Raw genomic sequence first — 23,415 nt, 5'->3', positions numbered from 1 at the left:
GCGCGGGCCGCGCAAACCACCTCTGACGCGCATCAAAGCGTGTGCAACAGCGGCCGTATTTGCAGGTTCATTCCGTGCAGGGCTTTGCAACGCAGAAAATCTGCGACCGGCGCTCACACCCGGCGCAAGGTGAATCCGGAAAACAGCGCGGCCAGTTGCTGCTGGTGTGTGGGCGCCAGCGCCCAGGCCGGGGCGCCGAGCACGCGGCATTCCTGCAGCGCCCAATGCCGCACCCCGCGCGCGGCCAGGGCCTGGGCCAGTTCCAGCAATTCGTCCACACCAAACAGGCCCGCGTGCCAGGTGGTGCGGCATTCGTGGTCGATGCCATGGGCCAGCATGGCGTCCAGCGCGGCCCAGGCGCGCGCGCCGCTGCCGGGGGTGGCGGTGATGGCGTCGTAGCGCTGCGGCAGGGCCTTGATGTCCAGCCCCACCCAGTCAAGGCGCGGCAGCAGTGCCGCCAGCCGCCCGGGGTACATGCCGCCGGTGTGCAGCGCGGTCTGCAAGCCCAGTGCGCGCACGGCAACCACCGCAGCGGGCAGCGCGGCCTGCAGCGTCGGCTCGCCGCCCGAAAACACCACGCCGTCGAGCAGGCCCCGGCGGCTGTGCAAAAACTGCAGCGCCTGGTCCCACGGCAACGCCGGGGGCGCGGCGGCGTCGAGCAGCCCGGGGTTGTGGCAATACCCGCAGCGCCAGGGGCAACCCTGGCAATAGAAAACGGCCGCGAGGCGGCCGGGGAAATCGATGGTGGTCAGCGGCGTGAGGCCGCCCAGGCGCAGGGCGGCGGCACCGGGCTCAGCAGCCGTTGCAGCTGGAGCCACGGTGCGTTTCGGCGAAGAAGCGGCGTTCGGCATGCTCGCCCTGTTTGCCGGTGTTGAAGCTGGCCACGGGGCGGTGGTAGCCCATGACGCGGGTCCAGACCTCGCAGGGCTGGCGCTCGTCGTCGGTGAGCTGCACGGCGGCGGCGCTGGAGATGGCGGTGTGTTCGGTGGCGGAGAAATGGCTCATGCCGGGGTCCTTTCGAGGGTGGTTGAAATGGTTTGCTTCTGTTTTGATAGCTACTTGCGCTTGACTATCAAGCGCCAGGGCCACTTTTTGTTCAAAATCCAGTGTGGTGTTGCATGCTTGACGGCACATTTAAAACCGATGGATTTTTGGTCAGGGCAAGGCGCAAACCACAGCGATACCCGTAGGTATCGCGAGGATTTGCAACGCAGCCCTGGCCGAAAAGACGCTGTTTTAAGTGCCGGATAGCGTGCAACACCACACTAGGCGGCCAGACGCCGCCGCTTGGCGTCCAGCCGCTCTTCGTCGCAGCGCGGGCAGAACGGGTGCTCGCCCGCCAGGTAGCCGTGGGTGGGGCAGATCGAGAACGTGGGCGTGACGGTGATGTAGGGCAGGCGAAAGCGCGTCAGCGCGCGCCGCACCAGATCGCGGCAGGCCGCACCGCTGGACAAACGCTCGCCCATGTACAGATGCAGCACGGTGCCGCCGGTGTATTTGGATTGCAGCGCCTCCTGCCGCATCAGGGCCTCGAACGGGTCGTCGGTGAAGCCCACGGGCAGCTGCGAGGAGTTGGTGTAGTAGGGCTGCTGCTCCGTGCCGGCCTGCAGGATGGCGGGCCAGCGCTTTTTGTCTTCCTTCGCGAAGCGGTAGGTGGTGCCCTCGGCGGGTGTGGCCTCCAGGTTGTAGAGGTGGCCGGTTTCTTCCTGGAAGGCGGTCATGCGCTCGCGCACGTGGTCGAGCAGGCGCACGGCAAACGCGTGGCCCCACTCGCTGGTGATGTCGTGCTGGTCCGCCGTGAAGTTGCGCACCATCTCGTTGATGCCATTCACACCCAGCGTGCTGAAGTGGTTGCGCAAGGTGCCCAGGTAGCGCTTGGTGTAGGGGAACAAGCCCTGGTCCATGAGGCGCTGGATGAGCTTGCGCTTGGTCTCCAGGCTTTGTTTGCCCAGCTCCATCAGGCGGTCGAGCGCGACGAGCAGCCCCGCTTCATCGCCCGCATGCAGGTAGCCCAGCCGCGCGCAGTTGATGGTGACCACGCCCAGGCTGCCCGTCTGCTCGGCGCTGCCGAACAGGCCGTTGCCGCGCTTCAAGAGCTCACGCAAATCGAGCTGCAGGCGGCAGCACATGGAGCGCACCATGTTGGGCTCCAGCTCGGAGTTGATGAAGTTCTGGAAGTACGGCAGACCGTACTTGGCTGTCATGTCGAACAGCAGCTGCGCGTTCTCGCTCTGCCACGGAAAATCTTTGGTGATGTTGTACGTGGGGATGGGGAAGGTGAAGACCCGGCCCTTGGCGTCGCCCGTGGTCATCACGTCGATGTAGGCGCGGTTGATCAGGTCCATCTCGGCCTGCAGCTCGCCATAGCTAAACGTCATCTCCACGCCGCCGATCACCGGCACTTGCTCGCGCAGATCGTCAGGGCATGTCCAGTCGAAGGTGAGGTTGGTGAACGGTGTTTGCGTGCCCCAGCGCGAGGGCACGTTGAGGTTGTAGACCAGCTCCTGGATGCACTGGCGCACAGCGGCGTAATCCATGGCATCGATGCGCACGAAGGGTGCCATGTAGGTGTCGAACGACGAGAACGCCTGCGCGCCCGCCCACTCGTTCTGCAGCGTGCCCAGGAAGTTCACGATCTGCCCCACGGCGGAACTCATGTGTTTGGGCGGCCCCGCCTCCACCTTGCCCGGCACGCCGTTGAGCCCCTCGTGCAGCAGCGTGCGCAGCGACCAGCCCGCGCAATAGCCGCTGAGCATGTCGAGGTCGTGGATGTGCAGGTCGCCGCTCCTGTGCGCCTCGCCGATCTCCGGCGTGTAGACGTGCGACAGCCAGTAGTTGGCCGTGACCTTGCCCGCCACGTTCAGGATCAGCCCGCCCAACGAATAGCCCTGGTTGGCGTTGGCGTTCACGCGCCAGTCGGCACGCGTGAGGTATTCGTTGATGGAGCTTTCCACATCGACCAGCGTCTGCCTGTCCGCGCGCAGCGTGGCGTGCTGCTCGCGGTAGACGATGTAGGCGCGCGCCGTGGCCAGGTGGTTGGCGGCGATCAGCGTCTGCTCGGCCACGTCCTGGATTTGCTCCACCGTGGGGGCTTCGCCCTGGAAGCGGTGGATCAGCACCTTGGTGACCTGCGCGGTGAGCAGCGCCGCTTCTTCGGCGCCATATTCGCCCGAGGCCTGGCCCGCACTGGCCAGCGCTGCGCGGATGCGTTCGGCGTCAAAAGGAACACGCTGGCCACTGCGCAACACAACATCGCGGGGCAAGGTGACAAGGGTGGGCGCCATGGGTTCGACCAATCTATGGAACGGATTAAAAACACTACCTATGGTGTCCACGATACCCATCGAACACTATAGGTAGTTTGATCCAACACAATCGAGGCGGTAAGCAGGGGTAAAAAAAATGCCGGCACAAAGGCCGGCGAAAGGGAGGTGCCGTCAGGCCCTACCGATGGATGGGGGTGCGTGTGATGGCACGCTGGCGCACCAGGGGTGCGTAAGAAAAGGGTGGGTTGTTTTTCTTTGGGGGGTTGTGGGCCGTGGGGGCCACACCGCTGCGGCCGGGCTGCGCTCTCGTTGGCGCTCAATGGCAGGCGGCGGTTTCTTCCTCCTCGATGCGGGGATAGAAGTCATGGTCTTCGCGCTGCATGCGCTCGAACACCCGGCGCAGCACCACATTGGCCTCGTCCCGAAAGCCCTGCGCATCGCGGCGCACGTTCTCGGCCGTGTTCCAGCGGCGCGCGAAGGCGTCGTAGGCGCTGGCAATCGAGGCCATCTCGCTCTGGTACTGGCGGCCCAAGCGCGCCAGTTCCACATTGCCGCCGCGCTGCAGCGCGGGGTAGAGCACCTGGTCTTCCACGGCCAGGTGCAGCTTGATGGTGCCGCTCATCGCCACAATGCCCTGGGCGATGGCCGTGGCGTTGGCCTCCACGCCTGCGTGGGCCAGGGCGCGCAAGGTGGCGATGCTGCGCAGGATGTCGGTGTGCTGGTGCTTGAATTTGTCGAGGTTCATGCTCACTCCTTGTGGGATGAATGAAGGGCCTGCGCTGCCACCGAGGGTGGTGGCGGCAGCGCGCGGCGCGGATCAGCGGCGGGACTCCGCCAGGTAAACCCCTGCGGTGGCTGCCGGGGCGCGCGAACCGAACACACCGCTCACCACCTGCCAGGCCATGGCCAGCGCGCCAACGATGAAGACCACGTCGCCGAAGGTGCGCACCCAGCGCAGCGTCTGGATGAAGGGCTGTTGCATGAACTCTTCGCCCCGGGCGTACCACAGGCCTTCGCTCACGCTGGCATGGAACTGGAACAGGGCAATGGGGAACAGGCTGGTGGCGATCATCAGCACCAGGCCGGCGTTGAGCCACCAGAAGCCCGTCTTCATGAGCCGCTCGCTGAACACCAGCTGCGGCCGGATGTAGCGCAGCACCAGCAGCGTGAAGCCCAGCGCCAGGAAGCCATACACCCCAAACAGCGCGGCGTGGGCATGCACTGGCGTGGTGTTCAGGCCCTGCACGTAGTACAGCGAGATGGGCGGGTTGATCATGAAGCCGAAGACACCCGCGCCCAGCATGTTCCAGAAGGCCACGGCCACGAAGCACATCAGCGGCCAGCGCAGGCGGGCCATCCAGGGCGTGCGGTGCTGCAGGCGCCAGTGTTCCCAGGCCTCGTGGCCCAGCACGACCAGCGGCACCACTTCGAGCGCGCTGAAGGCTGCGCCCACCGCCATCACCGGGGTGGTGGTGCCTGCAAAGTACAGGTGGTGGAAGGTGCCGGGCACACCACCCAGCATGAACAGCGAGGCCGAGGCCAGGCTGGCCGTAGTGGCCATGCGCACCGACACGAGCCCCAGCGTCGAGAAGATGAAGGCCAGCGCCGTGGTGGCGAAGACTTCGAAGAAGCCCTCCACCCACAGGTGCACCACCCACCAGCGCCAGTACTCCATCACCGACAGGTGGGTGCGTTCGCCGTAGAAGAAGCCCGCGCCGTAGAAGAGGCCGATGGCCACCACCGACGCCGTCAGCAGCGCCAGCAGGTTCTTGTCGCCGCCGGGGGTGCGCAGCGCCGGCACGATGCCGCGCAGCATGAGCACCAGCCAGAAGGCGATGCCGGTGAACTTGCCGATCTGCCACAGGCGGCCCAGGTCCACGTATTCATAGCCCTGGTGGCCCAGCCAGAAGTTCCACTCGGGCGGCATGATCTGCGCGATGGCCAGGTAGTTGCCCGTGAACGAGCCCACGACCACCACGACCAGCGCCCAGAACAGGATGTCCACGCCCAGCTTCTGGTAAGCCGGATCCTTGCCGCCGTTGATGAGCGGCGCGAGGAACAGGCCGGCAGCCAGGAAGCCCGTAGCGATCCAGAACAGCGCGCTCTGGATGTGCCAGGTGCGCACCAGCGAATACGGGAACCACTGCGACACGTTGATGCCGTAGAACTGCTGGCCTTCCACCGTGTAGTGGGCCGTGAAGCCGCCCAGCAGCACCTGGAAGCTGAACAGCGCCACGATGAGGAACAAATACTTGCCCAGCCCGCGCTGCGACGGCGTGAGCGGCACGCGCGAGAGTGGGTCGTGCTGGGGTGGCGTGGGTTCCACCTCGTCGTGCTTGCGCAGGAAGGACCAGCCCCACACGAGGAAGCCCACGCCCGCCATCATCACGACCACGCTCATCACCGACCAGACCATGTTCTCGGCCGTGGGCTTGTTGCCTATGAGTGGCTCGTGCGGCCAGTTGTTGGTGTAGGTGGCCGTGGTGCCGGGGCGCTCGGTGGCGGCGGCCCAGGCCGTCCAGAAGAAGAAACCCGTCATCTGCGCGCGCCGCTCGGCGCTGGGCAGGGTGTTCTCCTTCATGGCGAAGTGCTCGCGGGTCTTGTGCAGCGCGGGCACGTCGCTGAAAAGCTGGTCGTAGTACAGCGCGGTCATCGCGATCGCGTCGGCCCGCACCGAGGACACCGTGGCCACACCCGTCTCGGGGCTGTAGGTGTTGGTGCGGTACTCGGTCTTCATGCGGTCGCGCAGCACGGCCTGGGCGGCGGCGTCGAGCTCGGCAAAGGGCTTGCCGTGCGCACGCTCGGCGGCGACGTCAAGCCAGTTGAGCAGCTCGCGGTGCAGCCAGTCGGCCGTCCAGTCGGGTGCCTGGTAGGCGCCGTGGCCCCAGATGGAGCCCAGCTGCATGCCCCCCACCGACTGCCAGGCGGTCTGGCCGTCGAGGATGCTGTCGTGGGTGAAAAGCACTTCACCCCCTGCCGTGGCGATCTTCGCGGGGATGGGCGGCGCGGTGCGGTAGACCTCGGCACCGTAGTAGCCCAGCAGGCTGAAGGTGACGATGAGCACGCCGATCAGCGTGAACCAGAGCTTGCGGTAGTTACCCATGGCGGGCCTCCTGCTTCAACAGAACAACAACGAAGGGGCGGCGCCAGCGTGCGCTGGCGGCATGGGGTCGGGGTCTTGTGGTCATGGCTTTTCGGAACGAGTGAATCGGTGTCACTGCCCACATTGCAAGCGCTGGGCCAGAGCTTCTGGCCCATCAAATCAACCACTTACACCAGTCGTGGTCTTTTTTACCATCCACATATAGGGTCTAATTCACCCATTAAAGGTAAATATCACCATGGACCACCGCCCCCTGCTGGCCGACCTGGCCACCGATCTGCCCCAGGCCGTGCGCCTGCAGCGGCTGGTGGACCACCTGCGCACGCGCTTTCATTCCGGCGCCGTGGCGCTGCTGCAGCTGGAGGAAGACCACCTGCGCCCCGTGGCCGTGGAAGGCCTGGTGCGGGAGGCGCTGGGCCGGCGCTTTGTGGTCAGCCAGCACCCCCGGCTCGCGGCCATCCTGGCGCGGCGTGAGGTGACCTGCTTTGACCACGACAGCACCCTGCCCGACCCCTACGACGGCCTGCTCGACACCCTGGTGGGCGAGCCCCTGCCCGTGCACGACTGCATGGGCGTGAGCCTGTGGGTGGACGGCCAGCCCTGGGGTGTGCTGACGCTCGACGCACTGCAGACCGGCACCTTTGGCGAGGCCGCACGTGCTGCGCTGGCCGACTGCAAGGTGCTGGTGGAGGCGGCCGTGCGCATCTCGCGGCTGGAGCGCGAGGTGCAGGCGCTGCGCAGCGCCCCCCACACCCGCAGCGCCGACGACGAGCGCACCACCCGCGCGGGCGATGGCGACATGGAGATCGTCGGCCAGAGCGAGCCCCTGCTGCGCCTGCTGCACGAGCTGGAGGTGGTGGCGGGCTCGGACCTGCCCGTGTTGCTGCTGGGTGAGACCGGCGTGGGCAAGGAGCTGTTCGCGCGCCTGCTGCACCGCCAGTCCACGCGCCGCACCAAGCCCCTGGTGCACGTGAACTGCGCGGCGCTGCCCGAGTCACTGGCCGAGAGCGAGCTCTTCGGCCACGTGCGCGGCGCGTTCTCCGGCGCGGTGGCCGACCGGCCGGGGCGCTTCGAGGCGGCCGAGGGCGGCACGCTGTTCCTCGACGAGGTGGGCGAGCTGCCGCTGGCCGTGCAGGCCAAGCTGCTGCGCACGCTGCAGAACGGCGAGATCCAGCGCCTGGGCGCCGACCGCCCGCGCCGCGTGGACGTGCGCGTGATCGCCGCCACCAACCGCAACCTGCGCGAGCAGGTGCGCGATGGCGCGTTCCGCGCCGACCTGTACCACCGGCTGTCGGTGTACCCCGTGCCCATCCCGCCGCTGCGCGAACGGGGCAACGATGTGCTGCTGCTGGCAGGCCGCTTTCTGGAACTGAACCGTGCCCGCCTGGGCCTGCGCAGCCTGCGCTTGTCGGCCAGCGCACAGGACGCACTGCGCCGCTACCCCTGGCCGGGCAACATTCGCGAGCTGGAGCATGTGGTCAGCCGCGCCGCCCTCAAGGCCCTGAGCCGGGGCGTGAACCGCGCCGACATCGTGACGCTGGAGCCTGCACTGCTCGACCTGGACGCCGACGCTGCCAGCGTGGCCCACGCCCCCCTGGACGCCGGCGCCCCCGCCGTGGCCACCACGCCGCCCACCCCCACCACCGCCGAGGGCCCGCTGCGCGACGCCGTGGATGCCTGCCAGCGGCTCGCCGTCACGCAGGCCCTGGCCCGCCACCAGGGCAACTGGGCCCAGGCCGCGCGTGCGCTGGAGGTGGACGCGAGCAACCTGCACAAGCTGGCGCGCAGGCTGGGGATCAAGTAAGCAGCTTCAAAAACAATAGCTGCTAGCGCTTTCCAGATAAGCGCCAGAGGCTGATTTGATGCCAAATCACACATCAACGGGCCACTGCGAACGCCGCTGCGCCACAATCGGCCCATGCTGACCCTCCAAGACATCCGCGACGCCGCCACCCGCCTACAAGGCCATGTGCTGGACACTCCGTGCGTTGAATCCAAAACGCTTTCGCAAATCGTGGGCGCGCAGGTGTTTCTCAAGTTCGAGAACCTGCAGTTCACCGCGTCGTTCAAGGAACGTGGTGCCTGCAACCGGCTCACGCTGCTGACCGACGCAGAGCGCGCACGCGGCGTGGTGGCCATGAGCGCGGGCAACCACGCGCAGGGCGTGGCGTACCACGCGCAGCGGCTGGGCCTGCGTGCCGTGATCGTGATGCCGCGGTTCACGCCCGGCGTGAAGGTGGAACGCACGCGCGGCTTTGGCGCCGAGGTCGTGCTGCATGGCGACACGCTGGAAGAAGCCCGCGCCCATGCCTACGCGCTGGCCGATGCGCAGGGGCTGACCTTTGTGCACCCCTACGACGACGAGGGCGTGGCCGCCGGCCAGGGCACGCTGGGCCTGGAGATGCTGCAGGCCGTGCCCGACCTGGACACCCTGGTGATCGCCGTGGGCGGCGGCGGGCTGATCTCGGGCGTGGCCACGGCGGCCAAGGCCCTCAAGCCCGGTATCGAGATCATGGGCGTGCAGACCACGCGGTTCCCCGCCATGGTGAACGCCGTCAAAGGAACGAGCCACCCGCAGGGCACATCCACCATCGCGGAGGGCATTGCCGTGGGCACGCCGGGCAAGATCACGCAGGAGATCGTCAAGCGCCTGGTGGACGACCTGGTGCTGGTGGATGAAGGCGACATTGAGCAAGCGGTGCTGATGCTGCTGGAGATTGAAAAAACCCTGGTCGAAGGCGCGGGCGCCGCAGGCCTGGCGGCGCTGGTGCGCTACCCCGAACGCTTCAAGGGCAAGCGCGTGGGGCTGGTGCTGTGCGGCGGCAACATCGACCCGCTGCTGCTGGCGGCGATCATCGAGCGCGGCATGGTGCGCTCAGGCCGGCTGGCACGCATCACCGTGAGCGCGCGCGACGTGCCGGGCGTGCTGGCGCGCATCACCGCCACCGTGGCCGATGCGGGCGCCAACATCGAGGAGGTGCACCACCAGCGCGCTTTCACGATGCTGGCCGCGCAGAACGTGGAGATCGAACTGGTGCTGCAAACCCGGGGCAAGGCGCATGTGGATGAAGTGCTGGGCCAGCTGCGCTCGGCGGGCATGGAGGCCGTTCTGATCTGACCTATCACCAGGTTTTGTGCCCGACTCAGGCTGGCGCGGCTAGAATTGCGCAAGTTTTAAGCATCTGGAGCCCACCATGTCCGACCACAACACCTCGCACACCCCTGCAACGCCATCGAACGACGCCGTGGAAAATGTCGTTCATCTGGTACCCGTGGTGCTGCCCGTGGTGGGTGGCATCATGATGTTCCTGCTGGCCTTCATTGCCGTGACGATGGCCTGATCACACCGGCCCGCGCCACCACCAGCCCCGCAGCGCGGGGCTTTTTTTCGTCCCGCACCACCGTTTGACCTGGAGAATTCCCATGAGACCCGGACACGCACTCGTTCTTTTTTCCGGCGGCCAGGATTCCACGACCTGCCTGGCCTGGGCGCTGGAAAACTTTGCCCACGTGGAAACCATCGGTTTTGACTACGGCCAGCGCCACCATGTGGAGCTGGAGGCGCGCCAGACGGTGCTGTCGGCGCTGCGCACGCAGTTCCCGCACTGGGCAGCAAAGCTGGGCGAGGACCACATGATCGATCTGGCCGTGCTGGGCCACATCAGCGACACGGCGTTGACCAGCGATACCGAAATCCAGATGACCGCCGCCGGCCTGCCCAACACCTTTGTGCCCGGGCGCAACCTGCTGTTCTTCCAGTTGGCGGCTGCCGTGGGCTACCGGCGTGGCCTGCACACGCTGGTGGGCGGCATGTGCGAAACCGATTTTTCGGGCTATCCCGACTGCCGCGACGACACGCTCAAGGCCTTGCAGGTGGCCGTGTCGCTGGGCATGGGGCAGCGTTTCACGTTCGACACACCGCTCATGTGGCTGGACAAGGCCGAAACCTGGGAACTGGCCCGGTCACTCGGTGGGCCAGCGCTGGTCGATCTGATCGTGAACGACTCCCACACCTGTTACCACGGCGTGCGCGACACCCCACACGCCTGGGGTTATGGCTGCGGCACCTGCCCGGCCTGCGAGCTGCGCAAGGCAGGCTACGAACGCTGGAAGGGCGCTTCGGCCGCCACTTGACGCCGTTGCACGGGGCAAAGCACCATCGTGCATAACCCCATGTTTTTTTTGCATAATTTTAGCTTGTGTCTGACAGACAAGCGGGCGGCAGATTCATAAAATTGACATCCCAGCCGACCCGCGGAATCCGTGGAACTAGCCTCCACCCGTGGGGTTGATTCACGCTCCCGCCCGCCGACTGAGCACGAAAGCCGTTTTTTCAAAGGCAGCGCTCAGCATCCGCACTTGCGCCAGGCCTTGCCGCGATCCATGGGGTCCGCTTCCTTTGAAAAGACGTTTTTTCAACTTAGGAAGCTCCCCGATGAACGCACCCACCATGCAGGGCCTGAATCTCAACGCCCCGTCGTACGTCAAAAATGCCCGGCTGCTTGCCTGGGTGGCCGACATGGCCGCCCTGTGCAAACCTGACACCATCTATTGGTGCGATGGCACGAAGGAAGAGTACGACCGCCTGTGCCAGCAGCTGGTGGACGCTGGCACTTTCAAGAAACTGAACCCCGCCAAGCGCCCCGGCAGCTTCCTGGCCTGGTCCGACCCATCGGACGTGGCCCGTGTGGAAGACCGCACCTACATCTGCTCGGCCACCAAGGAAGACGCCGGCCCCACCAACAACTGGATGGCGCCCGCACAGATGCGGGCCACGCTGCAGCCCCTGTTCGACGGCTGCATGAAGGGCCGCACGATGTATGTGGTGCCCTTCAGCATGGGCCCGCTGGGCAGCCACATCGCCCACATCGGCGTGGAGCTGACCGACAGCGCGTACGTGGCCGTGAACCAGCGCCTGATGACCCGCATGGGCAAGGCCGTGTACGACGTGCTGGGCGTGGAAGGCGAGTTCGTGCCCTGCATGCACACCGTGGGCGCCCCCCTGGCAGACGGCGAGAAGGACACCACCAGCTGGCCTTGCAACCCCAAGGTCAAGTACATCGTGCACTACCCCGAAACGCGCGAAATCTGGTCCTACGGCTCCGGCTACGGCGGCAACGCGCTGCTGGGCAAGAAGTGCCTGGCCCTGCGCATCGCATCGACCATGGGCCGCGACCAGGGCTGGCTGGCCGAGCACATGCTCATCCTGGGCGTGACCAACCCCCAAGGCAAGAAGTACCACGTGGCAGCGGCCTTCCCCAGCGCCTGCGGCAAGACCAACTTCTCGATGCTGGTGCCGCCCGAGGCTGGTTTTGCGGGCTGGAAGGTCACCACCATCGGTGACGATATCGCCTGGATCAAGCCCAACGCCGATGGCAAGATGGTCGCCATCAACCCAGAGGCGGGCTACTTTGGCGTGGCCCCCGGCACCAACATGCACACCAACCCCAACTGCATGCGCAGCCTGGACAAGGACGTGATCTTCACCAACGTGGCCCTGACCGACGACGGTGACGTGTGGTGGGAAGGCATGGAAAAGGACACCGGCAAGCTGCCGGACCACCTGATCGACTGGCAGGGCAAGGACTGGACGCCCCAGATCGCCAAGGAAACCGGCGCCAAGGCAGCCCACCCCAACTCGCGCTTCACGGTGGCCGCCGCCAACAACCCGGCACTCGATGCCCAGTGGGACGACGCCAATGGCGTGGCCATCGATGCGTTCATCTTCGGCGGCCGCCGCTCGACCACCGTGCCGCTGGTGACGGAAGCCCGCACCTGGACGGAAGGCGTGTACATGGCCGCGACCATGGGCTCGGAGACCACCGCCGCCGCCTTCGGTGCCCAGGGCGTGGTGCGCCGCGACCCGTTCGCCATGCTGCCCTTCTGCGGCTACAACATGAGCGACTACTTCCAGCACTGGCTCAACATGGAAGGCAAGATCGCCGCCACCGGCAAGCCGCTGCCCAAGGTGTTCTGCGTGAACTGGTTCCGCAAGGACGAAGCCGGCAAGTTCGTCTGGCCTGGCTACGGCGACAACATGCGCGTGCTCAAGTGGATGATCGACCGCATCGAAGGCCAGGCCCAGGGCACGGAGACGATGTTCGGCGTGGCACCCCAGTACGCCGAGATCAACTGGGCAGGCCTGGATTTCAACGCCCAGAAGTTCGACGCCGTCACCAGCATCGACAAGGCGGCCTGGACGGAGGAGTTCAAGCTGCACGATGCCCACTTCGAACAGCTGGCCTACCACCTGCCGCCGGCTTTGCTCGACACCAAGGCTGCGCTGGAAAAGCGCCTGGCAAGCTGACCCCCGGTTCTTCTCAGTCCTGACAACCGCCCCTTCTGAAAGAGGGGCGGTTTTTTTGCGCTGATGGAGACGAATACTGGATCAGGGTGGTCCGCCCCGCGTGGCCATGAAGAACAGCCCTTACGCCCCTGCGCCGCGTGGCACATGCCCCCGGGGGCCTCATTTTCCGCCCCATGACGGCCTGGCAATGAAAAAAGCCGTGGCGAACACTCGCCACGGCTTCAAGAATCAGGGTCACTGCACGGCAGACCGTGCGTCGCCATCTCAGTAGTACTTGCGGATGTCTTGCACGGTGGCAATGCCCATGGCATGGTTCAGTTCGGCCATGATGCGGGGGTCCTTCACGGCCACTTGCCAGGTGCGTTCGTCTTCCGCAGCGCGGCGGCGGCTTTCAGCCCAGGTGTGGGCACCCACACGCAGTGCGGCACCGGCGCGGCGGGCGGGGGCGGTCAGCAGAGCCAGGGCCGCAAAGGCTACCAGCCACAGCGCCATCCAGGCCGCCAGCAGATGGCCTTCGCTCCAAGTGTCGATGACCTGGTTGGCCACCACCAGCAATGCCGAAACGACGGCCGCCAGCAGAAGGGTGGCGGCGCCACGGGCACCGTCAAAATTGGCGGCTACGCGCTTGAGGGCGGCGGCGGCGTTTTCGGCGCGGACAACGCCGGGGTGTTCGGTGGGGTACTCAACGTGTGCAAAGCTGGTCATTTCGGTTTCCCTTTTCTAACGCTTGTGGCGAGATTGCCGGGCGATGGGGTGATATTAGGGTTTACCCTTTGCATGTTCAAGTTTATATTTTGAATCATTGATATTCATATCGGTGATGAATTGACCATGACTCCCTTGAACTTCCGCTCTTTGGACTTGAACCTGCTGCGTGTTTTCGACGAGGTCATGGCCGAGCGCAGCCTCACACGCGCAGCGCACAAGCTGTCCATCACCCAGCCCGCCGTGAGCAACGCGATGCGGCGCCTGCGCGATGTGCTGGGAGATGAGCTGGTGGTGCGCAGCGGCCAGGGCGTGGAGCCCACTCCGCGCGCGCTGGCCCTGTGGCCCCCTGTGCGCGAGGCGCTGGCCCACCTGCAGGAATCCCTGGCGCCCGGACACTTTGAACCTGCTACGGCCGAATCCACCTTTGTGCTGGCCATGGCCGATGCCACGGCAGCCACCCTGGTTCCGGCCCTGGTCGAAATCATCGAGCGCGAGGCGCCCGGCGTGTCTATCCGCGTACTACCCCTGACCACGCGCGACCCCCGCCGCCTGCTGGACGAGGAGGCGGCGGACATGGCGGTGGGCTACTTCCCCGCCGTGCTGGCCGACCTGACCGCCCGCGCGCAATCGGGGGGGGCCGTGGCTTTTGAGAGCCGCCGCCTGTACGACGGCGAGTACGTGTGCGTGATGCGGCAAGGCCACCCTCTGGCCGACGCGCCCCTGACCCTGGACACCTATTGCGCTGCGCGCCACATGCTCGTGAGCTTCTCGGGGCGCCCCTTTGGTTTCATCGACGAGGCCCTGGCGTCCCTGGGTCGCGAGCGCAAGGTGGTGATCACGGTCAACCAGTTCTTCACCGCCGGGCGCGTGGTGTCGGGCTCGGACCTGTTGACGGTGCTGCCCCGCCACTTTGTGCCCGTCACCGGGATCGCCGATGCCCTGGTGCAGCGGGCCCTGCCGCTGGACGTGCCGGCGGTCCACGTGGACGCACTCTGGCGCCGCCGTGGCCCGCAGCAGGCCGCGATGACCTGGCTGCTGCAAGCCCTGGCGCGCTCGGCGCGCCGGACTTTCCCCGAACAGTGAGGCGGAGAGGCGGAACCCGTAGACTGCGCCCAGCATGAACATCCAGCTTTTGTCCGACCTGCACCTTGAGGCGCACCCCCACTTCATCCCCGAACCGGCGCCCGGCGCCGATGTGCTGGTGCTTGCCGGCGATGTGGGCTCCTACCAGGAAGGCTCGCAACTGGGCGACGAGGACTTTGGCCTGGCCCGGTTTTCGCCGTTGCCCCAGGGAGCTGGCTGGCCCACCCCCGTGCTTTTTGTCCCTGGCAACCACGAATACGATGCGCAGGATTTCGATGCGGCCCACCATCGACTTCGCAGCACCTGCGATCGCCTGGGAATCATCTGGCTGGAGCGCGAAACCGTCGAGCTTCAGGGGGTCCGTTTCATCGGAACCACGCTCTGGAGCGATTTCGACGCCCTCGCGGACCACGAGGGAAGCACCGACCTTGGCAGGCGGCTGAAACTGCGCGACAAAGCCTTTCGCGCGGCCAATTTCTACCTGCGCAAGACGGGTGGCACCCGCCATGCAGCGCCTTTTCTGGCCGAAGCCATGCGCGACCACGCACTGGTCTGCCAGCAATGGCTGGCTGAAGCACTTGCGGCACCCTTTGAAGGGCCCACGGTGGCTGTCACCCACTTTGCGCCCAGCCTGCGCAGCGCCGATCCACGCTACGGGCTGGTGCCCGGTACGGCGGGGTTCTGCAATGCCCTGGATGGTTTACTGCCCCACGCGCAGCTGTGGCTGCACGGCCACCTTCACGCGCCGAGCGACTACAGGGCGCAGGGCCTGCGTGCCGATGGCAGCCCCTGGCAGTGCCGTGTGGTGGCCAATCCCCTGGGGTATGCGCGCAAGGGAGAGCAGGCGGCTTTCCAGCCGCAATGCTGCATCACCGTATGATCAGGACACGGGGCTCTGCCGCCCCGCAGCGCAGAAGAAAAAAGCATGACCCAGGTCAAGACAACAGAAGTCCGCGCACGGTAGTCTGGCCCATACCTTCTCGGAGAACCTCATGAACATCCTGCTTGCTGTCGATGGCAGCGCTTACACCAAAAAAATGCTGGCCTATCTGGCCACCCACGAAGAGTTGCTCGGTGGCAATCACCAGTACACCGCGCTCACCGTGCAGGCTCCCCTGCCAACACGCGCACGCGCCGCTCTGGGCAAGGAAGTGGTGGACAGCTACCACGCTGAAGAGGCGGAGAAAATCCTCGCCCCCGTGTGCAAATTCCTCGCGCGCCATGGCGTGGAAGCCAAGCGCAGCGTCAAGATCGGCAGCGTGGGCGAAAACATCGCCAAGGTGGCAGACAGTGGCAAGTTCGACCTGCTGGTGATGGGCTCCCATGGCCATGGCGCCCTGGCAACCCTGGTCATGGGCTCTGTAACCACCCAGGTGCTTGCCCACTGCAAGGTCCCCCTGCTGATCGTTCGCTAACCCGGACACCCCGGCCCGAAGGCCCCAGCCCTGCTCAGGCAGGGCTTTTTTTTGCCCGGACAATACCAATTGGTTTTCATAATAACCAATTGGTTTACTTTGGAACCAATTGGTTATACATTCCCGCTGCGCCCATCCTGGCGTGTCATTTCCATCGAAACCGAGGAACCGACCCATGAAAAAAACCCTGATTGCATTGGCCCTGACTGCAGGAGCCGCTTTCAACGTGATGGCCCAGGACATCGTGGATACCGCCGTGAAGGCGGGCAACTTCAAGACCCTGGTGGCGGCCGTGCAGGCGGCAGGCCTGGTGGACACCCTCAAGGGCCCCGGCCCGTTCACCGTGTTCGCGCCCACTGACGAGGCTTTCGCCAAGATTCCCAAGGCCACCCTGGACGGCCTGCTGGCCGACAAGGCCGCACTGACCAAGGTCCTGACCTACCACGTGGTGCCCGGCAAGGTGATGGCCAAGGACGTCAAGGCCGGAAAAGTCAAGACCGTGCAGGGCCAGGAGATCACCGTCACCACCGGCATGGGTGTGATGGTGGACCAGTCCAAGGTCATCGCGACCGACGTGGCTGCGAGCAATGGCGTGATCCACGCCATCGACACCGTACTGATGCCCAAGTAATCCAGCGGAACAACGCTCTTTTCACCCACCCACCATCCCATAGCGAGGAGAAGCCACCATGCACACCGCATTCAACCGCCGTACCGTTTTGTTGGCCGCAGCCCTGGGCGCCGGCACCACCCTGCTGCAGGCCTGTGGCGGCGGCGACGACGAGCCCCAGCGCAATATCGTCGAAGTCGCCCAGAACAACCCCGACCTCAGCATCCTCGTGGAAGCTGTGGTGGCTGCAGGTCTGGCGCCCACCTTGAGCACAGGCATGCTTACGGTTTTCGCCCCGACCAATGCAGCCTTTGCAGCGTTGCTCAGCGAGCTGGGCGTGACCAAGGAGGCCCTGCTGGCCGACAAGCCCCTGCTGACGGCGGTGCTGACCTACCACGTGCTCGGCAGCAAGGTCGCGCGTGCGGACGTCCCCCTGGGCAAGGCGATCACGCCCGTCGCAGGTGGTTTCTTCAAGATCGAATCGGCCAATGGGCTCAAGATCACCGATGGCCGCAACCGCGTCACCACCATCACGGCCACCGACATCCAGGCCAGCAACGGCGTGGTGCATCTGGTGGACCGGGTGCTGCTGCCAGCCAACAAGGACATCGTCGCCACTGCATCAGCGCTGCCGGACTTCAGCATCCTGGTGGAAGCGGTGGTGGCTGCAGGCTTGGCAGGCACCTTGCAGGGCGCTGGCCCGTTCACGGTGTTTGCGCCCACCAACGCCGCGTTTGCAGCGCTGCTGGCCGAGTTGGGGGTGACCAAGGCAGCGCTGCTGGCCGATACCGCCCTGCTGACCAAGGTGCTCACCTACCACGTGGTGCCCGCGCGCGTGCTCAAGGCCGAGGTGCCCGTCAACACCGCCATCGCCACGGTTCAGGGGCAGACCTTCACGGTGAACGCGAGCCTCGTGATCACCGACCAGAACATGCGCACCAGCAACATCACCATGGCCGATGTGTTCACCAGCAACGGTGTGGTTCACGCCGTGGACAAGGTGATCCTGCCCAAATAAGCCCGGTGGGGTGAACCGCACGCAAGAAAGCCCGGCATGCCGGGCTTTCTTTTTTTAGATGCGTGCGAAACGCAAGGAGGGAGGTGCGACTACCGCGCCGCCAACCCGTCAAAACAGGTGCGCACCACCAGATCCACGATCTCCGCGTCAGAATACTGGCCACCTTCCTTGAGAAAGCTCACCACCGGGTCACAGGCGCGCGCATACAGCGTATAGAGCACCACCAGCGGCGGCAGAGTCGGGCTGATCACGCCCTGGGCCTGGGCCTGGGTGATCCACTCACCGATCTGGTCGCTCACCGTCACCAGGCCGTTGAGATAGTCCTTGTTGGCCATCAGCACCGCGCGCAAAGTCGAGTTGCGGCTGGGCAGCAGCGGCATCTCATTGCTCAGCAGGCGCTCCAGCGACCAGCGCACCAGTGCATGGAGCTTTTCGAGCGGGGGCATTTCAGCGGGCAGATCCGCGAGGTAGGCCTGCACGCGACCCAGAATCTGCACCATGGCGGCGCTGCACAGCTCTTCCTTGCTGCAAAAGTGCTTGTACAGGCTGGCCTTGGCAATGCCCACGGCGTTGGCCACGTCGTCCATGGTCATGGCATCGAAAGCCTTTTCGCCCAGGAGCTGGCAGGTGGACTGGAGGATGGCATCCTCGCGCGCCTGGTGCATCTGCTCTTTGAACGAAACTTTGGGTTGCGGCGTTTGCATGGCTTGCATTTTATACATTGCAGTAAAAAAATAAATGACTAAGTTGCAATGCAACTACGTCGTTCACGTTTTCCCAGCATGAATCGTGCCGCCGCTTTGCAAGCGAAGAACCTGTTCATGGTCTTTTCGGGGGCACGATGGCACTCTTGTCCTGGTGCCCACCCCCATCGGCCGCCATAATCGCGCCGCCATGCCCGTGCTCCTCGCTCTGCCGTCGACCGTTTTCACCACTGACCAAGGCTCCGGGGAAGAGCGCTTCGAGGCCTGGCGCAGCAGCATTTCGGTGGTCTTCGACGTCGCCCCTTTGGACCGCGATCCGCTGGAAAGCTTCAGCGCATCCGTGACCGCGTGCCATCTGGGCGCGCTGCTGGTGGGCGATCTGCACTTCGGTCGGCAGCAATTCTCACGCGGTGCGCCACGCGTGGCGCGCGACGGCGTCAACCACTACCTGGTGCAGTGGTACCGCAGCGGGGGTTTCGTGGGCCAGCACGACAACGGCGTGGACATGCAGGTGCGGGCGGGGGACATCACCGTCTTTGATCTCGGCCGCACGCAGCGCACCTATGCCAACCCCTCGCACGTGCTGTCCATCGTCGTGCCCCGCGAGATCGCCGACGAGGCCTTCTGCAGCCCATCGGCCGATCTGCACGGTACCGTCTTGCGCGGCCACACGGCGCTGGGCGGGCTGCTCAGCGACTACCTGCAGTCGCTGCACCGGCGCTTGCCTGCTGTCACGCTCCCGGAAGCACCGGCCGTGGTGCAGGCCACCACGCAGATGCTGGCCGCCTGCCTGCGGCCAAGCCGGGACACGCTGGCCCAGGCGCAGCCGCAAATCCAGGGTGTCACGCTCGAACGCATCCAGCAATACATCGCGCAGAGCCTGGGCGCACCGCTCAGCCCCGAGCTGCTGTGCCGCACGTTTGGTATTTCACGCAGCATGCTGTACCGCCTGTTCGAGCCGCTGGGCGGCGTGGCGCACTACGTGCAGCAGCAGCGCCTGGTCCGGGCGTTCCACGCCCTGGCCAACCCGGCCAACCGCCGGCTGCGGGTGGGCGAGATCGCCACGCGCTCCGGCTTCACCAGCGAGGCGCATTTCAGCCGCGCCTTTCGCGCGGCCTTTGGCCTCACGCCCAGCGATGTGCGCGCCACCGCCCGGGGCACAGCCAACCGCGCGGGGGCATTCGCGGCGGGCGATGCCATGCGCCCGACCGCCGAATATGCCGACTGGGTGCGCGCGCTGCAGGTGTAGCCACCCCACTCGCAACGCTTGAGCCCCCGGGTCTCTCTGCAGGACGGCCAGTCAAAAACGTCGAAACACACAGTCAAGCCAGCGCGCTGGCCCCGCCTAGGATGCGCCGCAGTCTGTTCTCTGCCCCCTTGCGCGCCACACCATGTCCTTTGTCCGCCGCCTCGCCGCCGCCCTGCTGGCGGCCATGCTGTGCTGCCTTGCATCCGCCGGTAGCCCGCCCACCATCACCGGCCTGAGCCCTACCGAGGGCACCATGTACGGCGGGACGGCCGTCACGCTGGCCGGCAGCGGCTTCACAGGGGCTATGGGCGTGTATTTCGGAAACATCCGAGCCACCCGCTTCACCGTGGACAGCGACACGCAGATCACGGCCATCGCACCCGCCCAGCCACCCGGGACCTCGGTGATGTTCGATATCGTCACACCCACGGGCGGCATGGTGCACCCGATCGGCTACTTCACCTACGTGGTGCCGCCCGAACTGCGCCCCACCGTAACCCACATCTCGCCAGCGCGGGGCCCAGCCAGCGGTGGCACCACGGTCACGTTCACGGGCACCAATCTGGCCAACACCCACCAGGTGCGCTTTGGCAATGTGGCGGCAGGGTTCACCGTGGTCAGCGATACGCAGGTCACCGCCACCACGCCGGCCTCTCCGGCGGGGATGGTTTCGACGGAGCTCACCACCGCCTATGGCATTGCGGACGGCAGCTTCGGCACCTTCTTCGAGTTCATCCCTCAGCCCACGATCACCGGCGTGAGCCCCATCGAAGGGAGCATGTTCGGCGGCACGGTGGTCACCCTGGCTGGCGGCGGGTTCACCGGGGCTACCGGCGTGCGTTTCGGGAACGTTGCGGCTGCCAGCTTCACCGTGGACAGCGACACGCAGATCACGGCCATTGCGCCCCCGCAGCCTCTGGGAACGTCGGTGATGTTCGAAGTCTTCACACCCGACGGCGGCGGCATGGTGCACCCTATCGGGTACTTCACGTATGTGGTGCCGCCCGAGCTGCGCCCTACCCTCACCGGCGCTTCACCCGCGCGGGTGTCCGCTGCGGGGGGCACGCAGGTGGTCCTCACGGGTAGCAACCTGGCCGGTGCGTCGTCCCTGCGCTTTGGTGGCTTTCCGGCGGCCAGCTTCACGGTGGACAGCCCCACCCGGATCACCGCTACCACCCCCGCCGCGGCGTCCCCGGGCTTCGTGACCATCGACGTCACCACTCCCTATGGCAGGGCCGACAGCCCTTTCGGCTTCGAATTCGTCGCTGCGCCCACGCTCACCGGCGTGGCACCGGCCACGGCGAATGCAGCGGGTGGCACCACCCTCGTCCTCTCCGGATCGGGATTCGCCGATGCCACGGCGGTGGTGCTGGGCGGTGTGGCCGCCCGGGCATTCACCGTGGAGAGCGACTCCCGCATCACGGCCATCACCCCACCACACGCGGCCGGGCCGGCCGCGGTGGAGGTGAGTGCGCCGGGCGGTACGGCCACACTGGCCTCGGGCGTGGTGTTTGTGGATCTGGCCGTGCGCGGCGCCTGCGGCACGGCGACGGGGCAAGCGCGCCCGACCCCACCCGCCGGTGCCAGCCTGTGCAGCGCAGGCCTGGCCAGCAGCGTGGCCTCTGTCCAGGGTGAGTTTTCCTGGACCTGCGCAGGACAGAACGGTGGAGCCGACGCGCCGCGCTGCACGGCCCCCTGGGCCGCGGCCGGGGGCACGGGGGGCCGCGCAACACTCGACCTGCCGGAAGCTGCCGTCAACAACGGCTGGACACTCGAGACCGCCAGTTTCCAGCACACCCTTCCCGCGCCGCTGCCCCCGGGTGCCAGCACAAGCCATTGGCCCCTGCACCTCCGGCTGACCGGCGGCGCGGCAGGCTCCAGCGCCCGCCTGACGGTGCACTACAGCACCCCCGTGCCGCAGGGCGCGGTCTATCTCAAGCACGGCCCCAGCCCAGAAGGTTTGCAGTGCTCGGGCACCACCTGCGCCCAGCCCCACTGGTACACGCTCGCCCCCAGCGCGGCCCTGTTCGCGGCCGACCGGCGCAGCGTGACCTTGACGCTGACCGATGGCGGCCTGGGCGATAGCGACGACGTGTCCGGCCAGATCACCGACCCCGGCCTGCCCGTACTGCTGGCGGCGCCGGCAGGTGGCGGCAATGGCGGTGGCCCGGCTTCCGCCGTGCCCGTCCCTGCGCTCAACCCCTGGGCGATCGCACTGCTGGCCTTGTGCTTTCCGGCACTGGGCCATCTTCGCGGGACTCGCCAGTCACTCTCAAAACAATAGCTATCCACCCTTTTAAAACAAGCGCCAGAAGGCAATTCAATGCAAAAAAGCAATCCCTCCCTCCGCCTCGGAACCGCCCCGCGCAGCGCCCTGCTGTGGGCCGCCGCTGCCATCGCCCCCACCGCCTGGGCCCAAGGCGCACCCGTGGGCACGGTGGCCTATGCACCACTGGCCAGCGTGCAGGCCGTGCCCACGCTGTCGCAGTGGGCCCTGGCGGCTCTGGTGCTGGTTCTGGCCGCGCTGGCCCGCCACCTGCTGCGCCATGGGGCGAACGGCGTGGTGCGCGCCCTGGTGCCCGGGCTGCTGGCCTGTGCGGCGCTGCTGTGCATGCCCTGGAGCGGGCAGGCCATCGCGCTGCCGTCGAGCGAGGTTGTGCTGGACAACCCGGCCGGGGGCGTCGCCGACATCCCCGACCACCCGGACCTGGAAATTGCGTTCAGGGACTACCTGCACGTGTACGAAGTGCGCAACACCACGGACCGGCCCCAGCAGATCACGGCAGTCAGCGTGACCCCCGTGCATCGCCTCTTCGACACCGATGACCGGTGCACCGTCGGGCAGATGCTGGCGCCGATGGCCGCGTGCTACCTCAGGGTGGGGCGCCTGCACTGAGAGGCCCCCTTCCAAGGGGAGCACACACCACGCCGCCTATGCCGCAGGGGCCTCCAGCGTCCGCGCCGCGGTAGCGGTGAGGGCGGCCGTGAGCGCATCCAGCACCGCCGACTCCAGGTTCCAGCAGTGCCAGTACAGCTGGATGGGCAAAGAGCGGCCCGGCGCCAGATTCACCATGCTGCCGTTCGCCAGCGCCTCGCGCGCCATCAGCTCGGGCATCACCCCCACGGCCCAGCCTGCGGCCACGGCACGCATCTGCGCCTCGGAGCCCGGCACGAACAGGTGGCTGAGCGCCACGCGCTTGAGCCCGAATGCACGCGCCACAAACTCGGCAGCCATGTCGTCCTTGCGGTTGAACGACAGGAACGACACCTCGCGGAAGTTGTGCGGCGTGAGCCCCTGGGGCAGGTACTGCTCCGCATAGCTGGCCGAAGCCACGGCCACGTAGTGCATGGCGCCCAGCGGCACCATCTTGCAGCCGCGCAGGGCCTGCTTGAGCGTGGTCACACAGCCTAGCACCTGGCCGGAGCGCAGCCATTCCTGCGTGAAATCCTGGTCGTCCACGATGATTTCCAGCGGCAGGCGCTGGCGCACCAGCTCGTGCAGGGCGCCCATGGCCCAGGTGGCGATGCTGTCGGCGTTGATGGCAATCGAGATGCGCTCGTCCTCGCGCGATCCGCCCGGCGCGCTGGGCGCCAGCTCCTGCAGGTCGCGCTCCAGGTCGGCGCGCAGCAGGCGCATCTGCTTGGTGTGCTTGAGCAGCAGCTGCCCGGCCGACGTGGGCCGCAGCGGGCGGCTGCGCACGATGAGCACCGAGCCCACCTGCGCCTCCAGGGCGCGCAGGCGCTGTGAGACGGCCGACTGAGTGACGTTCAGGCGCTGCGCAGCGCGCTCGAAGCCGCCCTCTTCAACGATGGCGGCAAGGCATTCCAGGGCGGCGGGATCGTAGGTGCTCATGGTCTCGGGCTCGAACAAAACAGGGTTGTCTCTACCGCACCGTTTATTAGGTGCACTGATGTTTTTGGAGTAAGTTTAATTTTGCTTTTAGTTGAATGC

21 protein-coding genes are annotated in these 23,415 nt (G+C 66.3%); 13 read left to right on the top strand and 8 right to left on the bottom strand.

Annotated features, from left to right (window positions below; translation table 11 throughout):
• Positions 1–113: 113 nt before the first annotated feature.
• The 5 genes from ASE52_RS18025 to ASE52_RS18005 all read right to left on the bottom strand — a co-directional run bounded on the left by ASE52_RS18025 (position 114) and on the right by ASE52_RS18005 (position 6,369).
• Positions 114–818 carry an anaerobic ribonucleoside-triphosphate reductase activating protein gene (locus ASE52_RS18025; RefSeq protein ID WP_140426264.1) on the bottom strand — a complete coding sequence of 235 codons (705 nt, stop codon included), beginning with the start codon at positions 816–818 and terminating at the stop codon, positions 114–116.
• Positions 793–1,005: an anaerobic ribonucleoside-triphosphate reductase gene (nrdD, locus tag ASE52_RS18020; RefSeq protein WP_057228041.1), complete on the bottom strand. Its 213-nt coding sequence runs from the start codon at positions 1,003–1,005 to the stop codon at positions 793–795. Before nrdD ends, ASE52_RS18025 begins: the two co-directional genes overlap by 26 nt.
• A 260-nt stretch (positions 1,006–1,265) precedes the next feature.
• Positions 1,266–3,284, bottom strand: a complete 2,019-nt coding sequence (locus tag ASE52_RS18015) for a ribonucleoside triphosphate reductase (protein WP_057228039.1) — start codon at positions 3,282–3,284, stop codon at positions 1,266–1,268.
• A 298-nt stretch (positions 3,285–3,582) separates the two neighbouring features.
• Complete coding sequence (locus ASE52_RS18010) at positions 3,583–4,011, bottom strand: hemerythrin domain-containing protein (RefSeq protein ID WP_057228037.1); 429 nt, start codon at positions 4,009–4,011, stop codon at positions 3,583–3,585.
• A 72-nt stretch (positions 4,012–4,083) separates the two neighbouring features.
• Positions 4,084–6,369 (bottom strand): nitric-oxide reductase large subunit, encoded by a 2,286-nt coding sequence (locus tag ASE52_RS18005; RefSeq protein ID WP_057228036.1) that lies wholly within the window; start codon positions 6,367–6,369, stop codon positions 4,084–4,086.
• A gap of 238 nt (positions 6,370–6,607) precedes the next feature.
• On the opposite strand from ASE52_RS18005, the gene norR reads away from it, so the two are divergent.
• From norR to ASE52_RS17985, 5 genes are all read left to right on the top strand, one after another.
• The gene (gene norR, locus ASE52_RS18000; RefSeq protein ID WP_057228034.1) at positions 6,608–8,173 is read left to right on the top strand and encodes a nitric oxide reductase transcriptional regulator NorR; all 1,566 of its coding nucleotides are present in this window, start codon (positions 6,608–6,610) and stop codon (positions 8,171–8,173) included.
• 114 nt (positions 8,174–8,287) lie between these two features.
• A complete protein-coding gene (locus ASE52_RS17995; RefSeq protein ID WP_057228033.1) occupies positions 8,288–9,487 on the top strand; it encodes a threonine ammonia-lyase in 1,200 nt (399 codons plus the stop codon).
• Positions 9,488–9,563: 76 nt separating this feature from the next.
• On the top strand, positions 9,564–9,710 hold the full coding sequence (locus tag ASE52_RS26060; RefSeq protein WP_010465307.1) for a hypothetical protein: 147 nt from the start codon (positions 9,564–9,566) through the stop codon (positions 9,708–9,710).
• Positions 9,711–9,792: 82 nt separating this feature from the next.
• Positions 9,793–10,503 (top strand): 7-cyano-7-deazaguanine synthase QueC, encoded by a 711-nt coding sequence (gene queC, locus ASE52_RS17990; protein WP_057228030.1) that lies wholly within the window; start codon positions 9,793–9,795, stop codon positions 10,501–10,503.
• Between the two features lie 301 nt (positions 10,504–10,804).
• A complete protein-coding gene (locus ASE52_RS17985) occupies positions 10,805–12,676 on the top strand; it encodes a phosphoenolpyruvate carboxykinase (GTP) (RefSeq protein WP_057228028.1) in 1,872 nt (623 codons plus the stop codon).
• A gap of 264 nt (positions 12,677–12,940) precedes the next feature.
• Here ASE52_RS17985 and ASE52_RS17980 read toward each other — a convergent pair whose 3' ends face one another.
• Positions 12,941–13,381: a hypothetical protein gene (locus ASE52_RS17980; RefSeq protein WP_057228026.1), complete on the bottom strand. Its 441-nt coding sequence runs from the start codon at positions 13,379–13,381 to the stop codon at positions 12,941–12,943.
• A gap of 126 nt (positions 13,382–13,507) precedes the next feature.
• Between ASE52_RS17980 and ASE52_RS17975 the strand changes: the two genes are divergently transcribed.
• From ASE52_RS17975 to ASE52_RS17955, 5 genes are all read left to right on the top strand, one after another.
• A complete protein-coding gene (locus ASE52_RS17975) occupies positions 13,508–14,467 on the top strand; it encodes a LysR family transcriptional regulator (RefSeq protein ID WP_057228024.1) in 960 nt (319 codons plus the stop codon).
• A gap of 34 nt (positions 14,468–14,501) precedes the next feature.
• Positions 14,502–15,347, top strand: coding sequence for a metallophosphoesterase (locus ASE52_RS17970; protein WP_057228022.1), 846 nt, complete (start codon positions 14,502–14,504; stop codon positions 15,345–15,347).
• A 112-nt stretch (positions 15,348–15,459) separates the two neighbouring features.
• Positions 15,460–15,882, top strand: a complete 423-nt coding sequence (locus tag ASE52_RS17965) for a universal stress protein (protein WP_010465296.1) — start codon at positions 15,460–15,462, stop codon at positions 15,880–15,882.
• 175 nt (positions 15,883–16,057) lie between these two features.
• On the top strand, positions 16,058–16,513 hold the full coding sequence (locus ASE52_RS17960; protein ID WP_029414222.1) for a fasciclin domain-containing protein: 456 nt from the start codon (positions 16,058–16,060) through the stop codon (positions 16,511–16,513).
• A gap of 58 nt (positions 16,514–16,571) precedes the next feature.
• Positions 16,572–17,510: a fasciclin domain-containing protein gene (locus ASE52_RS17955; RefSeq protein ID WP_010465293.1), complete on the top strand. Its 939-nt coding sequence runs from the start codon at positions 16,572–16,574 to the stop codon at positions 17,508–17,510.
• Between the two features lie 89 nt (positions 17,511–17,599).
• Here ASE52_RS17955 and ASE52_RS17950 read toward each other — a convergent pair whose 3' ends face one another.
• The gene (locus ASE52_RS17950) at positions 17,600–18,223 is read right to left on the bottom strand and encodes a TetR/AcrR family transcriptional regulator (RefSeq protein WP_082606924.1); all 624 of its coding nucleotides are present in this window, start codon (positions 18,221–18,223) and stop codon (positions 17,600–17,602) included.
• Between the two features lie 181 nt (positions 18,224–18,404).
• Here ASE52_RS17950 and ASE52_RS17945 point away from each other — a divergent pair, with 181 nt between their 5' ends.
• The 3 genes from ASE52_RS17945 (at position 18,405) to ASE52_RS17935 (ending at position 22,359) form a co-directional block, all read left to right on the top strand.
• Positions 18,405–19,463 (top strand): helix-turn-helix domain-containing protein, encoded by a 1,059-nt coding sequence (locus ASE52_RS17945; protein ID WP_057228556.1) that lies wholly within the window; start codon positions 18,405–18,407, stop codon positions 19,461–19,463.
• Positions 19,464–19,605: 142 nt separating this feature from the next.
• Positions 19,606–21,747: an IPTL-CTERM sorting domain-containing protein gene (locus tag ASE52_RS17940; protein WP_057228021.1), complete on the top strand. Its 2,142-nt coding sequence runs from the start codon at positions 19,606–19,608 to the stop codon at positions 21,745–21,747.
• A 39-nt stretch (positions 21,748–21,786) separates the two neighbouring features.
• The gene (locus ASE52_RS17935; protein ID WP_057228019.1) at positions 21,787–22,359 is read left to right on the top strand and encodes a midcut-by-XrtH protein; all 573 of its coding nucleotides are present in this window, start codon (positions 21,787–21,789) and stop codon (positions 22,357–22,359) included.
• 36 nt (positions 22,360–22,395) lie between these two features.
• Here ASE52_RS17935 and ASE52_RS17930 read toward each other — a convergent pair whose 3' ends face one another.
• A complete protein-coding gene (locus ASE52_RS17930; protein WP_029414220.1) occupies positions 22,396–23,316 on the bottom strand; it encodes a LysR family transcriptional regulator ArgP in 921 nt (306 codons plus the stop codon).
• Between the last annotated feature and the right edge of the window lie 99 nt (positions 23,317–23,415).

Origin of the sequence: Acidovorax sp. Root275 (assembly GCF_001428965.1) — a bacterium.
GTDB classification, from domain to species: domain Bacteria; phylum Pseudomonadota; class Gammaproteobacteria; order Burkholderiales; family Burkholderiaceae_C; genus Acidovorax; species Acidovorax radicis.
The sequence above is the reverse complement of the archived record's forward strand: the minus strand, read 5'-3'. Positions and strand labels throughout refer to the sequence as shown.

Bases quoted from the DNA above. Each gene is read 5' to 3' on its own strand.
- nrdD (WP_057228041.1), bottom strand. From the start codon at position 1,005: ATGAGCCATTTCTCCGCCACCGAACACACCGCCATCTCCAGCGCCGCC.
- ASE52_RS18015 (WP_057228039.1), bottom strand. From the start codon at position 3,284: ATGGCGCCCACCCTTGTCACCTTGCCCCGCGATGTTGTGTTGCGCAGT.
- ASE52_RS18010 (WP_057228037.1), bottom strand. From the start codon at position 4,011: ATGAACCTCGACAAATTCAAGCACCAGCACACCGACATCCTGCGCAGC.
- ASE52_RS18005 (WP_057228036.1), bottom strand. From the start codon at position 6,369: ATGGGTAACTACCGCAAGCTCTGGTTCACGCTGATCGGCGTGCTCATC.
- norR (WP_057228034.1), top strand. From the start codon at position 6,608: ATGGACCACCGCCCCCTGCTGGCCGACCTGGCCACCGATCTGCCCCAG.
- ASE52_RS17995 (WP_057228033.1), top strand. From the start codon at position 8,288: ATGCTGACCCTCCAAGACATCCGCGACGCCGCCACCCGCCTACAAGGC.
- ASE52_RS26060 (WP_010465307.1), top strand. From the start codon at position 9,564: ATGTCCGACCACAACACCTCGCACACCCCTGCAACGCCATCGAACGAC.
- queC (WP_057228030.1), top strand. From the start codon at position 9,793: ATGAGACCCGGACACGCACTCGTTCTTTTTTCCGGCGGCCAGGATTCC.
- ASE52_RS17985 (WP_057228028.1), top strand. From the start codon at position 10,805: ATGAACGCACCCACCATGCAGGGCCTGAATCTCAACGCCCCGTCGTAC.
- ASE52_RS17980 (WP_057228026.1), bottom strand. From the start codon at position 13,381: ATGACCAGCTTTGCACACGTTGAGTACCCCACCGAACACCCCGGCGTT.
- ASE52_RS17975 (WP_057228024.1), top strand. From the start codon at position 13,508: ATGACTCCCTTGAACTTCCGCTCTTTGGACTTGAACCTGCTGCGTGTT.
- ASE52_RS17970 (WP_057228022.1), top strand. From the start codon at position 14,502: ATGAACATCCAGCTTTTGTCCGACCTGCACCTTGAGGCGCACCCCCAC.
- ASE52_RS17965 (WP_010465296.1), top strand. From the start codon at position 15,460: ATGAACATCCTGCTTGCTGTCGATGGCAGCGCTTACACCAAAAAAATG.
- ASE52_RS17960 (WP_029414222.1), top strand. From the start codon at position 16,058: ATGAAAAAAACCCTGATTGCATTGGCCCTGACTGCAGGAGCCGCTTTC.
- ASE52_RS17955 (WP_010465293.1), top strand. From the start codon at position 16,572: ATGCACACCGCATTCAACCGCCGTACCGTTTTGTTGGCCGCAGCCCTG.
- ASE52_RS17950 (WP_082606924.1), bottom strand. From the start codon at position 18,223: ATGCAAGCCATGCAAACGCCGCAACCCAAAGTTTCGTTCAAAGAGCAG.
- ASE52_RS17945 (WP_057228556.1), top strand. From the start codon at position 18,405: ATGCCCGTGCTCCTCGCTCTGCCGTCGACCGTTTTCACCACTGACCAA.
- ASE52_RS17940 (WP_057228021.1), top strand. From the start codon at position 19,606: ATGTCCTTTGTCCGCCGCCTCGCCGCCGCCCTGCTGGCGGCCATGCTG.
- ASE52_RS17935 (WP_057228019.1), top strand. From the start codon at position 21,787: ATGCAAAAAAGCAATCCCTCCCTCCGCCTCGGAACCGCCCCGCGCAGC.
- ASE52_RS17930 (WP_029414220.1), bottom strand. From the start codon at position 23,316: ATGAGCACCTACGATCCCGCCGCCCTGGAATGCCTTGCCGCCATCGTT.